Source organism: Methylobacterium sp. WL12 (genome assembly GCF_008039475.1).
GTDB classification, from domain to species: domain Bacteria; phylum Pseudomonadota; class Alphaproteobacteria; order Rhizobiales; family Beijerinckiaceae; genus Methylobacterium; species Methylobacterium cerastii.
This window is the reverse complement of the sequence record NZ_VRUW01000106.1, coordinates 1-13,585: the sequence shown is the minus strand read 5'-3', so window position 1 is coordinate 13,585 and position 13,585 is coordinate 1. Positions and strand designations below refer to the sequence as shown.

The window sequence follows — 13,585 nt, the reverse complement described above, 5'->3', positions numbered from 1 at the left end:
TCTGCACCGCCCACAACCTCCTCAAGCTGGCCAAGGCCAGTCACTGAGCCCAAAGCCGACGCCCACGTCTGCCCACACTTCCAACCTCATCCCACCGCGTAAACTCGTTACTCGGACGGGCTCCTAGTGGTTGGCGTGATGCACGCTTCGACCAACCCAGGGTAGGATGCGACGTTCCGGCACGAGACCGGATTCGATCTTAGGCGCCGCGCTCAAGCGCTGAGCGCCGGCTCGCGGGGGACGACGGCGTAGTCGGCCGCCTGCAGCCGCACCATGGTCTCGGTCGCCATGTCGGCCAAGGCCTGCAGGCGTCCGACCGTGCCGTCGTCGAGTTCGACCCAGGCGCTCCAGTAGGCGCCGAGCGCGGCCGAGGGCTCCGGCGAGCCGATCGGCATCATCACCAGGCTGCGCATCGAGGCGGATTGATACACCGCGACAGGAAGGCGAGTATCTGCTTCGATGTCGTGGATGACCGCCATCTGCCGGTTCAGCATCACCCAACCGGAGATGCACGCCTCCAGGCGGAACCGACGTCCGCGCCAGAGCGGGCGGATCGCGTCCTCGGCGACGTAGTGGCAGAAGTCGCCGTCCCGCAGCACCACGGCGATCCCGTCGGACTCCGCGATAGAACGCGCCGTCTCGCGCAGGGCCACAACCAAGCCGGGCATGTCGGAAACGGTGAGCAGTCGGGCTCGAGCCTCGTCGAGGCGTGCATCCGTCATCGCGCCAAACCCATTAGGCCTGCTACCCCCGAGCACGCGAAACGCGGCCCTTCGGCCTGAAGAACGAGGAAGCTCACGAAAGCGCCCTTCGAAAGTTCAAGAGATTTGTCGCGGGATGGTGTCGCGAATGCCGGTGCATGAGCCGACCGACCGGCGGCATTCGCGAGCGTCCACCGCGGCAAGTCGCGCTCTCTCTGTCCGAGATCGAGGAACGCGTCGAGCGAAGCCTATGATGCAACCTGCGACTACGTAGCCGTACCTCGCAACCACCCCTCGGTGTACGTAGCAGGCGGTTCCCACGGTAGGTGCGTCGGATGCCGCTGTTCTACATCGATCTTCACGACGGAACGAATTTCGTCCGCGACACCCAGGGCTTCGACCTCCCCGACATCGCGGCGGCGCAAGCCAGGTTGGTCCAGGTGATGCGGCGGGTGGCGCAACTGCTCGATGCGGTCACCGACCGCCAGGACTACCTCGCGATCGTCCGGGACCAGAACGGCAAGGTCGTTTTGCGCGCCACCCTGACGCTCGATCTCGAAGAGGTCGGGTCGGTGTGAGCGCCGGGACGCGGTCGCTGGTGAGCAGGTTGGCGTGGCGACCCCGGAAGGGCTCGAACCTTCGACCTGCCGCTTAGAAGGCGGCTGCTCTATCCAGCTGAGCTACGGAGTCAGGGGTGCCAGCGACGGTATGAGCCATGGGTGCACCGTGCGGTCAACCCTGCGCGGCGTTCAGGCGCCGCGAGCGGCTTCGACCTTGGCGAGCTCGACGGCCGCGCGCAGTTCGATGTCGGCGATCAGCCCGTCGAGGCGCGGGTCGCCGCAGGACTCGGCGCGTTCGGAGAGGCGGCCGGCAATGGTAAGGAGTTCGTGGGTCGCGACCCGGCCGGACAGGAGCGACGCCTTGAGCCGGTCGAGCCCGTCGAGCAGGTCGTGGCCCCGCCTGGCCGAACGGCGGCGGCGCTCGTGTGGGGTGTCGGGCTGGCCCTGCAGCATCAACATCGCGTCGAGGCCGGCAAGCGTGGTCGTGGCGCCCGTGCCGGCGCTGCGTTGCGCGCCCGGCCCGGCGCCGACCTGGAAGCTCGGACCGGATTCGCCCTTGCGCGTGCCCCCGACGGAGGTCGTCCCCACGGCCCCCGGACGGTTCTCGACGCGCATCGCTTCGCTGACCCTACGGGCGGAATGCGCCCGAGCCGACCTTCCGGTCAGCAGGGTTAACACCGGGTAAATGCCTCGGCAGAACCTGCCGGGTCGGCAGGAAACGCGAGGGACGCGAGCGCTCCAGGCCAGGCTTCGTTATCACAAAATCGTATTGGATCAAAGACTTAGATTTTGCGCGGAGGTGGCACGGCGCTGGCAGGATACCGGATGTCCGCAACTCCAACGAAGCCCGGCATGCCCAAGCGCCACGCCCAGATCCGCGAAATCCTGCGCCTCGTCCTGGCGGTCGCCCTGCTCGTGCTCGGCGGCAGCACGGCGATGGCGCTCTCGCGGGTGAAGGATCTCGCGCAGATCGAGGGCGTGCGCGCCAACCAGCTCGTCGGCTACGGCATCGTCGTCGGCCTCAACGGCACCGGCGACACCCTCAACAACATCCCCTTCACCAAGCAATCGCTGCAGGCGATGCTGGAGCGCCTCGGCGTCAACACCCGCGGCGCCACCATGCGCACGCAGAACCTCGCCGCAGTGATGGTCACGGCGAGCCTGCCGCCCTTCGCGGCACAGGGCACGCGCATCGACGTCACGGTCTCGTCGCTCGGCGACGCGAAGTCGCTGCAGGGTGGCACCCTCCTCGTCACGCCGCTACTCGGCGCCGACGGCGAGGTGTATGCCCTAGCGCAGGGCTCGGTCGCCATCGCCGGCTTCTCGGCGGAGGGCGACGCCGCCAAGATCACCCGCGGCGTCCCCACCAACGGGCGCATCGCCAACGGCGCCAACATCGAGCGTGAGATCGCGTTCAAGCTTACCGACGCGCGCTCCCTGCGCCTGTCGCTGCGCAACCCCGACTTCACCACCTCGAAGCGGATCGCGGCCGCGATCAACGACTTCATGGGCTCGGACACCGCCGAGCCGACCGATCCGGCCACGGTCACGATCCAGATCCCGGCCAAGTACAACGGCAACATGATCCGGCTCATCACCGAGATCGAGCAGCTCAAGGTCGAGCCGGACCAGACCGCGCGGGTCGTGGTCGACGAGCGCTCCGGCATCATCGTCATGGGCCGCGACGTGCGCGTCTCCACGGTGGCGATCGCCCAGGGCAACCTCACCGTCACCATCACCGAGCAGCCGCAGGTGAGCCAGCCTGCCCCACTCTCGAACGGCCGCACGGCAGTGGTGCCTCGCACCGGCGTCAAGGTCGACACCGGGGACGGCAACAAGCTCGCCCTGGTCAAGGAGGGCGTGACGCTGCGCGACCTCGTCGACGGCCTCAACGCCCTCGGCGTCGGCCCCCGCGACCTGATCTCGATCCTGCAGGCGATCAAGGCCGCGGGCGCGCTGCAAGCCGACATCGAGCTGATGTGATCACCAACGTCCACCCGAACCGGAGAACCTAGACCATGCTGCCACTCGCAACCTTCGCGGTCTCCGCCGCCGTCGGCGTCGGCAAGGCCATCACCGGCGCCATCGCCGAAACCGCCTCGAAGACGGCGCAGGCCTCGACGGAGGCGGCTTCCAAGAAGGCGCGCAAGACCGCCAACGACTTCGAGTCGATGTTCCTCGAATCCTCCCTCGACCGGCTGACCCAGTCGGAGGGGACCGACGGACCGCTCGGCGAGAACGGCACCGGCGGCGGCGTCTACCGCTCGATGCTGACCAAGGAATATGCCGGCCAAATCATGAAGAGCGGCGGCGTCGGCATCGCCAACCAGGTGTTCTCCGAGATGATGAAGATGCAGGGCGGCGCCGGCGCCGTCGCGGGGGCCGGCCGTGCGGCTTGATCCCTCCTTCCGGGTCGCCGACCGCGCCGGTGCCGACGCGCTGGTCGGCGCGGTGATGTCGACCATGCAGGCGCTGGAGGCGGTGCTCGCGGCCGAGACCGGCCATGTCCGCGTCGGGCGCCTGCGCGAGGGCCTCGCGGAGGCCGAGGCCAAGGCGGCGCTCGCCGGGGCCTACCTCCAGGGGCTCGAGGTGGCCAAGGCCAACGCGGTCGCGCTCGCGCGCTTCGCGCCGGCCGGCGTCGAGCTGCTGAAGGGCGCCCACCGCCGCTTCACGCAGGCCGTGGAGGCCAACCAGGCGGTGCTCGGCACGGCGCGGACGGTGTCCGAGGGGTTGATCAAGTCGCTCGCGGCCGACCTCGGCCGGGCCAGCACGCCGAGCGTCTACGGCCAACCGTCGCGGGCGCCCTCCCCTTACGGCCGCGGCACGGCCAGCGGGCCGCTGACGTTCTCACGCAACCTGTAGACGCGTCACCGGCGCCCGTTGCCGATCCGGACATAAGTCCGCACCGGGCCGAGATCGGACTCGGTGCGGGCGTCGATCGCGAAGCGCCCGGCCGCCGTCGGCGCCGTGGTCACGTCTCGGCCGATGGCGAGGTCGGCGCCGGCGCGGACCCGACCCGACACCCGCACGCAGGTCGAACCGACCGGCGTCCGCACGAAGCCGGCGCCGTATCCCGGACAAGGCTGCGCGGTCTCCCGCGCCGGCGCCTTCTCCAGATCGCGGGCCTCGCAGGGCGACAGCGAAAGCATGCCGACCAGGAGCAGTCCGACGCGCCGCGGTCCGGCGAAGGTGCCCGTTCTCGTCGACGACCGGTGCTGCTCTGACATGTCGTCCCCGGCGGTTCGCAGCTCACAAAGGGCCGCGCCGGGCAGCGGGGCGCGGCCCTTCGCACCACGATAGGCCGGCGGCTCGGCGTCGATCAATCCTTCCAGCGATCCGGTTCGCGACCGCGTCAGCTCATGTAGTTCACGAGCGACAGCTTCGAGAGCGACGAGGTGATCTGGTAGCTCGCCTGAAGCCGGTTCTGGACCTCGAGCAGCTTGGCGGCCACCTCCTGGATCGGCGCGCTCTCGACGCCGTCGACGACGTTCTGCAACGTCAGCCGGGTCGCCGCGTTCTGCGACTTCGCCGAGGTCAACGTGCTGGCGGCGAGGCCGAAATCGGTGGCGATCGCCTCCAGGCTCGGATCGTTCGACGCCTTGCCCAGGAGATCGTAGGTCTTGCTGCTCAAGGCGGCGAGCCGGCCGGGGGTGGTGGTGGCCTTGGGGTCGGCGAGGCCGTCGACGGCGAGCGCGGCAAAGCCCGCGAGCGCCTTCCGGATCGGCACCTCGTTGGCCCGCGCGCCGATCGCGACGTCGAGGTTCGCCCCGGCGCGGATCGAGGCGGTGGCGCGGGGGTCGGTGTTCGCGGCGTCGCCCTGATACCAGATCACGGTGCTGGTCGAGGCCGCATCCTTGTAGGTCGGCGTCGCGCCGGTCGTGTCGATGCGCTTCGGAGCCTGGCCGGACGCGTTCGAGGCGGAGAAGAAGTCCTCCGAAGCCCGCGTGGTCGAACTCGCCGAGAGCGGGCCGGCGGCGGCGGCAGCCAGCGCGGTGCCGAGTGCGGCCTTGAGGTTGGCTGTCGTCGTGGCGACGTCGGCACCGATGGCGAAGGTGGTGGTCGAGCCGGTGGAGACGCTCGCGCCCGCGGTCAGCGTTACGCTGGTCGTGCTGCCGTCGTGGAGCGCGAGCTGGACCGTGATGCTGTCGCCGGCCGCCGGCTGGCCCGAGAGGCCGATGTCGTAGGCGGCATAGGTGCCGTTGCCGAAGGTCGCATTCAGGGCCGGCGTGTTGCCGCTCTGAACGCTGGCGACGGTGCCGCCCTGTGCAATCGCAAACGCGTTCAGCCCGGCCGCCGCAGCGGCCGGGGTGGCGAAGACGCCGAACGCGGTGGTCGAGCCCGCTGGCACGGTGCTGCTCGCCGTGAGGTCGTAGGATTTCTGGCTGCCGTCGGCGAGGTTGACCGTGACGCGAAAGCTCTCGCCGGCCATTGGCGCATGGTCGAGCCCCGTCACCGTCGCCGGCAGGCCCGTATGCGCCGGATCGACCGTCGCGGTGATGGCCCCGGTGGTCGCCGGCTTCCCGGCGATTCGGAACCCGAAGTTCGCGCGGGTCTCGCCGGTCGCGTCGCCTTGATCCTCGGACAGCTGGAACGCGTTTCCGGCGCTGACGGCCCCGAGCTGGAGGCGCCCGAGTCCGCCGGTCCCGAGGTCGGCCGCCTTCTGCTCGGCGACCAGCGTGACGAGGCCGTCCTGCGGTGGAGTCGTGGTCTTGTCGCCGTTCAGGATAACGTCCGTCGACTTCACCGGAGCCGCGTCGGTGGCACGGCCGCCGAACAGGTATTGCCCGGCCGCGTTCTGGTTCAGCGCATCGAGCGCACCGTCGAGGTTGGCTTGCGCCAGCTGCGGCGTGACGGTGGTGCCGGTCGCCGGCTGCAGGTTCGAGGCGATGCCGCCGCGCAGGTCGGCCGTCAGCTTGGCGATCTGCTGGAGGCTGGTGGAGGCGAGGGTGACACGCGTCTGCGCGCTGGCGATGCCGGCATCGTAGCCGTCCAACGCGCTCAGGGTCCCGCGCGCCGTCAGGCTGGTGCTGCGCCCGGCGCCGAGGCCGGCGTAGGTCTCGGCGGTGCGGCCGGTGGAGAGCTGCGTCGACAGGGTGTCGAGCTGGCCCTTCAGCGACAGCAACTGCGAAGTCGAGCGCGTGTTGACGTAGGTGCCGGCGGCGAAGGGGCTGATCGTGGTCATGGTGTCCCTCAGATCCGCAGGAGGGTGTCGAGCATGTCGCGGGCGGCGGTGAGCACGCGGGCGTTGGCGGAATACGCCGTCTGCAGGGCGATGAGGTTCGACATCTCCTCGTCCACGTTGACGCCGGCGCTCTTGGCGAACCGCCCTTGCGCGGTGGACAGGGCCACGCTCTGCCCGGCATCGAGGTTCGCGGCGTTGGCCGCCGCCGCCCCCTGCGCGGCGATGACGTCCTGCGCGAACGTGATCACGCTGGTTTTATAAGGCGCGGCGACGCCGCCGATCCCGCTCGACGACGAGAAGGTCTGCTGGGCGGTCGTCAGCGCGTCGAAGGCGAACTGCGCCCGCGTGGCGCCGGTCCCGGTGTTGGTGGCGCCCTGCGCGGTCAGCACCGCGGTGTTGGCGCTCAGCGCCGGATTGACCGTGATGCGCTGCGCGAAGCCTGTGAGCTGCGAGCCGGCATCGAACGATCCGGTGAACAGGCCCTTGTTCGACCCGTCGACGAACAGCGCAACCTGCGGGTAGGCGGAGGCGAAGTCGGTAGCGCTCGTCGGCACGGTCTTCGTCGCCGTGGCGGCGACCACTTTGGACGTGCCTCCTCCGGTCACCGTCACGTTGGCGCCGGTGCCGCTCGCAGTGAGGGACGGTACGTTCTGCAGCCCCAGTGCGCTCGCGCGTGCGGCCAAGCCGTCGAGCGCCTCCTGGATCTTGGCCTTGTAGGTCGTCGGACCGCCGGAGATGTCGAAGGTCTGGGCGAGCGCCGTGCCGTCGTCTGTCTGGCTCGGGTCGACCGACTTCGTGGCGCCCTGAGAGGCGACGAGGATGATGTTCCGCGTCGACCCGTCGGCAGCCGTCACCGCGAGCGTCAGCGTGTTGCCGGACTGCATGCCGGACAGGTCCGTGGTCGAGCCGGAACCGCTCACCGTCCCGCTCGTGCTCGTGTCGGTGAGTGCGCTCGCCATCCCGCCCGCGAGGTCGTCGAGCTGGCGCTGCACCTGTGGCAGTGTGGTATCGCGCAATTCGAGGTTGGCTGCGATCGAACCCGAACGCAGCACGCCCGGCGCGCCGAGGTCGATCTTGCCGCCGCCCGGCGTCGTCGCCGTAATGGTGCCGACGCTGCGCTGGTCGGGATCGGTCGAATAGGTCGAATTCGCGCCGAGGGTGGTGCGCCCGTCGAAGCCGAGCGTCGCCGCCGTGCCGCCGGTGACGAGGTTTACGCCGGAGCTGGTGGTGATCGAGAGGGTGCCGTCGCGCTGCTCTGCGGTCTGGACGTCGAGGTAGCCGGACAGCTCGGTGACCTTTTGGTCGCGCTGATCCTTGAGGTCGGCGAGCGTCAGGTCGTCGGTGGTCGACTGGATCTTGACGTTGAGCGCGGCGATGCCACCGAGGAGCGAACTCGCGCTGGCGGTCTGGCTGCCGAGGCTGGACTCGATCCCGGTGCGCAGGGCCTGGACGCTGTTTGCGATGCCGTTGATGTTGTTGGCGAGGTTCGAGGCGGTGCTGAGCACGGTGCTTCGGGCGGCGGCCGAGGTCTGGTTCGCGGCGAGGTTCTGCAGCGAGCCGGTGAAGCTGTTGACGAGGCCGTCGAGCGCGGTCGTGCTCCCGGGCGTGCCGAACAGCGAGCCGACCTGCCCGGTGATGTCGGCCTTGGTGCTGGTGTAGGCCGAGCCGGCGGTCTCGAGGCGAAGCTGTTTCAGCGCGGCCGCGTCGAAGCTCCGGGTGATCGCGCCGACGGAGACGCCCGAGTTGCCCGGCCCCGACGAGACCGTCGCGATCGTCCGCTTGACGTAGCCGGCGGTGCCCGCGTTGGCGACGTTCTGCGAGACCAGACCCATGGCGGTCTGGGTCGCCTTCAGGCCCGCCGTGGCCGTCTGGAGCGCGTTCAGGGGCATGTCGTCGACGATCCTCTCTCAACTGCCGCGCGGGGACGGCCGGTCCTCAGCGAATGATGTTGAGCAGGTCGGACATCATCGTCTGCGCGGTCGACATCACCTTCGTGTTGGCGGAATACGCCTGCTGGGTAACGATCATCTTCGAGAATTCACTCGCAATGTCGGTGTTCGACGATTCGTTGCTGGCGCCGACCACCGCCGAGCCGTCGAGCCCTGCGAGCGGCACGCCGGAATCGAGCGTCTGCGCGTAGGTGCCATTCGATAGCGGCTTCAGCCCGTCCGGATTGATGAAGCGGGCGACCCCGACCGAGGCGAGCTTCACCGAAGAGCCGTTCGAGAACGCCCCCATGATGCTGCCGTCGCTCCCGACCGCGACGGAGTTCAGGGTCCCGGAGGCGTATCCGTCCTACGTGAGCGCGTTCGTCGTCACCGCGCCGGACGAGGCTGCGTATTGGGTCAGCGTGGTCTTGTCGAAGGCGAGGCCGACGCTCCCGAGGTTGGTCCCGTTCACCGTCAGGTCGGTGATGGTCGCCTTGCCGCCGGACGGCTGCACCAGCTGGCCGCTGCCGTCGAAGGTGAAGCCTGTGCCGGCGTTCACCCAGTCGCTCTTGTTCAGGGCGACGGAGCTGTCGGAGGCGTAGAACAGGTTCCAGATCGCCGGCTGGTCCACCGTCGGCGGCGTCGCGCTCGCATTCGCGGTGGTGGCATCCTGGATCTTCGCCCAGCGCGTGTTGACCGCGACCGGCGCGCCGGTGGTGGTGTAGGCGGTGAGCGCCGGCCCCGCGATGCTGCTGTTCACAAAGTCCTGCGCGTTCGCGGCGAGGACCTTCTTGCCCGCGGTCGCGACACCGTTGGTGTCGGTGACGAGCACGCTGGTGTCGGTCGGTGCGTAGAGCGAGCTTTTGGTGGTCGATGAGTTAGCCGTCGCCGGCGCCGCCGGCAGGTTGGCGCCGTAGGTGATCGTGGTGGTCGGCTTGGCCGCCAGCGTCTGATTGGCGATCTTGATCGGGCCGGTGCTCGACACCTGCCCCGTCGCCGCATCGTAGTTCTGGCCCTGGAGGTAGCTGCCGGCGCCGTTGACGAGGTAGCCGTCCTTGTCGGGGGCGAAGTCGCCGCGGCGGGTGTAGACCGGTGTGCCGGAGAAGCTGGTCTGCCCGTTGGCGTCGCCGGTCTTGGCCATCACCGTGAAGAAGCCGTCCCCGTTGATGGCCATGTTGGTCGTGACGCTGGACGAGGCGATGTTGCCCTGGATGCTGTTGGTCATCTGCGACTGCGCCAGCACCGTGCCGGCTACCTCGTGCTTCGGCGTCTGCTCGGCCAGCAGGTCGACGAAGCTGGTGTCGATGCGCTTGTACCCGGTGGTCTGCGAGTTCGCGATGTTCCCGGAGATGTTGTCGATGGCGTAGGACTGGGCCTTGAGGCCCGAGACCGCCGTCTGCAACGCGGTGAAGATGTCCATGACGCGCCGTCTTTCCCGGGAAGGCGGCGCCCAAACGGCACTCGCCCGATCGGGTGTCGATCCGCAACCGGCGTGCCACGGCCAAGTCGTTGTTTTCATTGGATGCGGACCGCCGAACCCGGCAGGAACGCACCGCCGCGACGTGTCCTCCCCGGCATCTTCTGCCGGGTGGGCAGCGTTTACCGGCCCTTATCGGCGACAGGCTAGAACGGGACGGCGTCCTCCGGACGGGAGTCCCCATGCGTGCCAAGCGAACCAGCCTCGTCCACCTGATCTACTTCTCGCGGCTGGCCCTGTCGTCGGATGTCCAGTTCCGCGCCGGCCAAGTCGGCGAGATCACGCGGCATGCGCAGAAGAAAAACGAGTTTTCGGTGATCACCAGCTTCCTGCTGGTCGAGCAGACCTTCGCCGCCCAGGTGATCGAGGGCGAGCGTACCTCGGTGCACGAGACCTTCAACCGCATCCTCGCCGACGACCGCCACCGCGACGTGCAGATCTGCGAGTGGCGCGAGATCACCAAGCGCGAGTTCGTCAATTCGTGCCGGAGCAGCATTCGCTCGCCCACGAACGACGTGCACTTCGCCAAGGCGAACCTGATGCCGATGTTCCAGCGCGGCACGCCCAGGGCGAGCGCGATCCACGCGCTGTCGCTCGCACTGCAGACCGAAGAGATGTCGAAGCAGGGCATCGACCACCTCTTCATCTGATCGGGATCAAGACTGTCGGATTCGGCGCACGCGGTGCCGCGAAGCAGTTTTTTCATACCTCGGGCTCAAGCTGACCGTCCGATCCCCGACTCCCTCCCGGATCCATGTCGCAGACGATGTCATGACCGACACGCCACCGATCCTCATCGTCGACGACCAGGAGAAGCTCCTCCGTCTCATCGTGATGCTGATGAACCGCATCGGATTCGCGGACGTGGAGGGGGTGACCGGCGGCGTCGAGGCGCTCGAGCGCCTGCGGCAGCGCAAGTACGCCCTCGTCATCTCCGACCTCGACATGGAGCCGATGGACGGCCTCACCCTGCTGCGCGAGATCCGCGGCGACGACGACTTGATGAACACGCCCTTCATCCTGACCGAGGCGTCGTTCGACTTCGAGGACATCAACGTCGCCCACCAGGCCGGCGCCGACGCCTTCATCCTCAAGCCGTTCGACATGGCGGTGCTGAAGACCAAGCTGAAGCAGGTGCTCAACCGCAAGCCGCGCAAGCGCGAAGCGCCGATGGCCTCGGAATCGACGCTCAGCGTCGATTTCCCGATGCTGGGGAAGTTCTAGGGCGAGGCTGAGCGGCTCAGACCCTCATGCTTGCCGCTTCTGATAGTCCTTGATGTCGGTGAAGCGCACCGCCGGGTACCGCTCTTCTTCGTAGCGGAGCGAGAAGGCGGTGGTCGCCATGAAGACCGGCGCCCCGTCGAGGTCCTTCGCCATCGCCGAGCCGTGCGAGTCGACGAACTTGTCGAGTTCGACCTCCGAATCCGACGACACCCAGCGGCAGACCGAGAACCGGGTCGCGTCGTAGTCGATCGGCAACCCGTACTCGCCCTGCAGCCGCTCTTTCAGCACGTCGAGCTGTAGCGCGCCGACGACGCCGACGATGGCACCCGAGCCGTCCTGCGGCACGAAGACTTGGACCACGCCCTCCTCGCCCATCTGCTGCAGCGCCTCGCGGAGCTTCTTCGCCTTCATTGCGTCGGTGAGCTTGATCCGGCGCAGCAGCTCCGGGGCGAAGCTCGGGACGCCACGAAACACGATGTCCTCGCCCTCGGTGAGCGTATCGCCGATGCGCAGGGTTCCGTGGTTCGGGATGCCGACCACGTCGCCCGCGAAGGCTTCGTCGGCGATGGCGCGGTCCTGGGCGAAGAAGAATTGCGGCGCGGAGAGCGACATCGGCTTTCCGGTGCGCACGAGCTTCGCCTTCATGCCGCGCCGGAGCTGGCCCGAGCAGACCCGCATGAAAGCGATCCGGTCGCGGTGGTTCGGATCCATGTTCGCCTGGATCTTGAACACGAAGCCGGTCATCTTCGGCTCGGTCGGCGCGACCGTGCGCTTGTCGCAATCCTGCCCGCGCGGCGGCGGCGCGAAACGGGCGAGCCCGTCGATCAGGTCGCGGACGCCGAAGTTGCGCAGGGCCGAGCCGAAGAACACCGGCGAGAGATGGCCCTCGCGGAACGCGTCGAGGTCGAAGGTCTTCAGCCCGCCCTCGGCCAGCTCGACCTCCTCGCGCCATGCGTCGGCCTCGCCGTTCTCTATGAGCAGCCGGTCGAACAGCGGGTCGGCGAATCCTGCCACGGACTCGGTCCCGGCGTCGTCGGCCGCATCGAACCGGCGGACCCGGTTGCCGCCGAGCTCGTAGGTGCCGGCGAAGTTGCGGCCGCGGCCGATCGGCCAGGTGATCGGCGCCACGTCGAGCGCCAGCGTCTTCTCGATCTCATCGAGCAGCTCGAAGGGCTCGCGCGCCTCGCGGTCGAGCTTATTGACGAAGGTGACGATCGGGATGTCGCGAAGCCGACAAACCTCGAACAGCTTGCGGGTGCGCGCCTCGATGCCCTTGGCCGCGTCGATCACCATCACGGCCGAATCAACAGCCGTCAGCGTGCGATAGGTGTCCTCGGAGAAGTCTTCGTGGCCCGGCGTGTCGAGCAGGTTGAAGACGCAGTCGCCATACTCGAACGTCATCACCGAGGTGACGACCGAGATGCCGCGCTCCTTCTCGATGCCCATCCAGTCCGATCGGGTGGAGACGCGGTTGCGCTTGGCCTTGACCTCGCCCGCGAGCTGGATCGCGCCGCCGAACAGCAGCAGCTTCTCGGTCAGCGTGGTCTTGCCGGCATCGGGGTGCGAGATGATCGCGAAGGTGCGCCGCCGCGCCACCGGGTCGGCGGCCGGTTTCGCCTCGATCTTGGTCTGCGGCTGCATCAGCATCGTGAAAACGGCTCTCGGACCCGCGTCTCGGGTCGGTCACTTGGAATTCGGTTCGGCCCGCGCGCGGACGCGCGGGACCTTCGCGCCATCCTCTAGGCGCCCGACCGCCGCTTGGCAAAAGCCCGTCGCCGCGTGGGACGCGCCACGGGACGCGCGATTCAGCCGCGCCCGATGAACGGCATCGTCGTCGCCGTCAGCGTCATGAACTGGACGTTGGCCGAGAGCGGTAGCCCGGCCATGTAGAGGACGGCTTCGGCGACATGGCGCGCGTCCATCACCGGCTCCTGGCGGATCGAGCCGTCGGCCTGGCGCACGCCTGCAGCGAAGCCGTCGGTCATCTCGGTGGCGGCGTTGCCGATGTCGATCTGGCCGCAAGCGATGTCGTAGGGGCGCCCATCGAGGGAGGTCGCGCGCGTCAAACCGGTGATCGCGTGCTTGGTGGCCGCGTAGGGCGCCGAGTGCGGCCGCGGCACGTGGGCGGAGACCGAGCCGTTGTTGATGATCCGCCCGCCGCGGGGATCCTGGTCCTTCATCATTCGGAACGCGCCCTGCGTGCAAAGGAAGGCACCGGTGAGGTTGGTCTCGACGCTGGCGTGCCAATCCGCCAGCGACACCGCCTCGATCGACGCCGCCGCGGTGAAGATGCCCGCATTGTTGAACAGCAGATCGAGCCGCCCATGCACTTCGGCGACGCGGGCGAACAGCCGCTCCACGGACACCGGATCAGTGACGTCCGCCTCGACGACCAGCGCCGCCTCGATCTCCGCTGCGACCTCATCCAGGCTCGCCCGCCGCCGCCCGGCCAGCACGACGGCATAGCCCGCACGCCCGAGCGCCACGGCCACGACGCGCCCGAGCCCCGACCC

The 13,585-nt window shown here is 68.6% G+C and carries 13 protein-coding genes, 1 tRNA gene and 1 pseudogene; 6 read left to right on the top strand and 9 right to left on the bottom strand.

Annotated features, from left to right (window positions below):
* Positions 1 to 212: 212 nt before the first annotated feature.
* Entirely contained in the window at positions 213 to 668 is a 456-nt protein-coding gene (locus FV226_RS24400; protein WP_246685366.1) for a GAF domain-containing protein, read from the bottom strand.
* Positions 669 to 1,036: 368 nt separating this feature from the next.
* On the opposite strand from FV226_RS24400, the gene FV226_RS24395 reads away from it, so the two are divergent.
* Positions 1,037 to 1,279, top strand: a complete 243-nt coding sequence (locus FV226_RS24395) for a hypothetical protein (protein WP_147764940.1) — start codon at positions 1,037 to 1,039, stop codon at positions 1,277 to 1,279.
* A 35-nt stretch (positions 1,280 to 1,314) separates the two neighbouring features.
* Here FV226_RS24395 and FV226_RS24390 read toward each other — a convergent pair.
* Positions 1,315 to 1,391: transfer RNA gene (locus FV226_RS24390), tRNA-Arg, on the bottom strand.
* Between the two features lie 59 nt (positions 1,392 to 1,450).
* Positions 1,451 to 1,876, bottom strand: coding sequence for a flagellar assembly protein FliX (locus tag FV226_RS24385; protein WP_147764939.1), 426 nt, complete (start codon positions 1,874 to 1,876; stop codon positions 1,451 to 1,453).
* Between the two features lie 237 nt (positions 1,877 to 2,113).
* Between FV226_RS24385 and FV226_RS24380 the strand changes: the two genes are divergently transcribed.
* Genes FV226_RS24380 through FV226_RS24370 form a run of 3 tightly spaced genes read left to right on the top strand, consistent with a single transcriptional unit; the run spans position 2,114 to position 4,123 of the window.
* A complete protein-coding gene (locus tag FV226_RS24380; protein ID WP_147764943.1) occupies positions 2,114 to 3,244 on the top strand; it encodes a flagellar basal body P-ring protein FlgI in 1,131 nt (376 codons plus the stop codon).
* A 35-nt stretch (positions 3,245 to 3,279) separates the two neighbouring features.
* On the top strand, positions 3,280 to 3,660 hold the full coding sequence (locus FV226_RS24375) for a rod-binding protein (RefSeq protein ID WP_147764938.1): 381 nt from the start codon (positions 3,280 to 3,282) through the stop codon (positions 3,658 to 3,660).
* Entirely contained in the window at positions 3,650 to 4,123 is a 474-nt protein-coding gene (locus tag FV226_RS24370) for a hypothetical protein (protein WP_147752389.1), read from the top strand. The genes FV226_RS24375 and FV226_RS24370 overlap by 11 nt, the downstream gene beginning before the upstream one ends.
* Positions 4,124 to 4,128: 5 nt before the next feature.
* On the opposite strand, the gene FV226_RS24365 is transcribed toward FV226_RS24370, so the two are convergent.
* The 4 genes and pseudogenes from FV226_RS24365 to FV226_RS24350 form a co-directional block, all read right to left on the bottom strand.
* Positions 4,129 to 4,488: a porin gene (locus tag FV226_RS24365; RefSeq protein WP_246685276.1), complete on the bottom strand. Its 360-nt coding sequence runs from the start codon at positions 4,486 to 4,488 to the stop codon at positions 4,129 to 4,131.
* Positions 4,489 to 4,613: 125 nt separating this feature from the next.
* Complete coding sequence (locus FV226_RS24360) at positions 4,614 to 6,443, bottom strand: hypothetical protein (RefSeq protein WP_147764937.1); 1,830 nt, start codon at positions 6,441 to 6,443, stop codon at positions 4,614 to 4,616.
* Between the two features lie 8 nt (positions 6,444 to 6,451).
* Positions 6,452 to 8,332, bottom strand: coding sequence for a flagellar hook-associated protein FlgK (gene flgK / locus FV226_RS24355; protein ID WP_147764936.1), 1,881 nt, complete (start codon positions 8,330 to 8,332; stop codon positions 6,452 to 6,454).
* A 46-nt stretch (positions 8,333 to 8,378) separates the two neighbouring features.
* Positions 8,379 to 9,791 (bottom strand): annotated as a pseudogene (locus tag FV226_RS24350) (flagellar hook-basal body complex protein).
* 239 nt (positions 9,792 to 10,030) lie between these two features.
* Here FV226_RS24350 and FV226_RS24345 point away from each other — a divergent pair.
* Together FV226_RS24345 and FV226_RS24340 are read left to right on the top strand one after the other, a co-directional pair.
* A complete protein-coding gene (locus FV226_RS24345; protein ID WP_147764935.1) occupies positions 10,031 to 10,498 on the top strand; it encodes a BLUF domain-containing protein in 468 nt (155 codons plus the stop codon).
* 121 nt (positions 10,499 to 10,619) lie between these two features.
* Positions 10,620 to 11,072: a response regulator gene (locus FV226_RS24340; protein ID WP_147752383.1), complete on the top strand. Its 453-nt coding sequence runs from the start codon at positions 10,620 to 10,622 to the stop codon at positions 11,070 to 11,072.
* A 24-nt stretch (positions 11,073 to 11,096) separates the two neighbouring features.
* Here the strand turns inward: FV226_RS24340 and FV226_RS24335 are convergent, their stop codons facing one another.
* Complete coding sequence (locus FV226_RS24335) at positions 11,097 to 12,719, bottom strand: peptide chain release factor 3 (protein WP_147764934.1); 1,623 nt, start codon at positions 12,717 to 12,719, stop codon at positions 11,097 to 11,099.
* 158 nt (positions 12,720 to 12,877) lie between these two features.
* A partial coding sequence (locus FV226_RS24330) for an SDR family oxidoreductase (RefSeq protein ID WP_147764933.1) occupies positions 12,878 to 13,585 on the bottom strand: 708 nt, incomplete at its 5' end.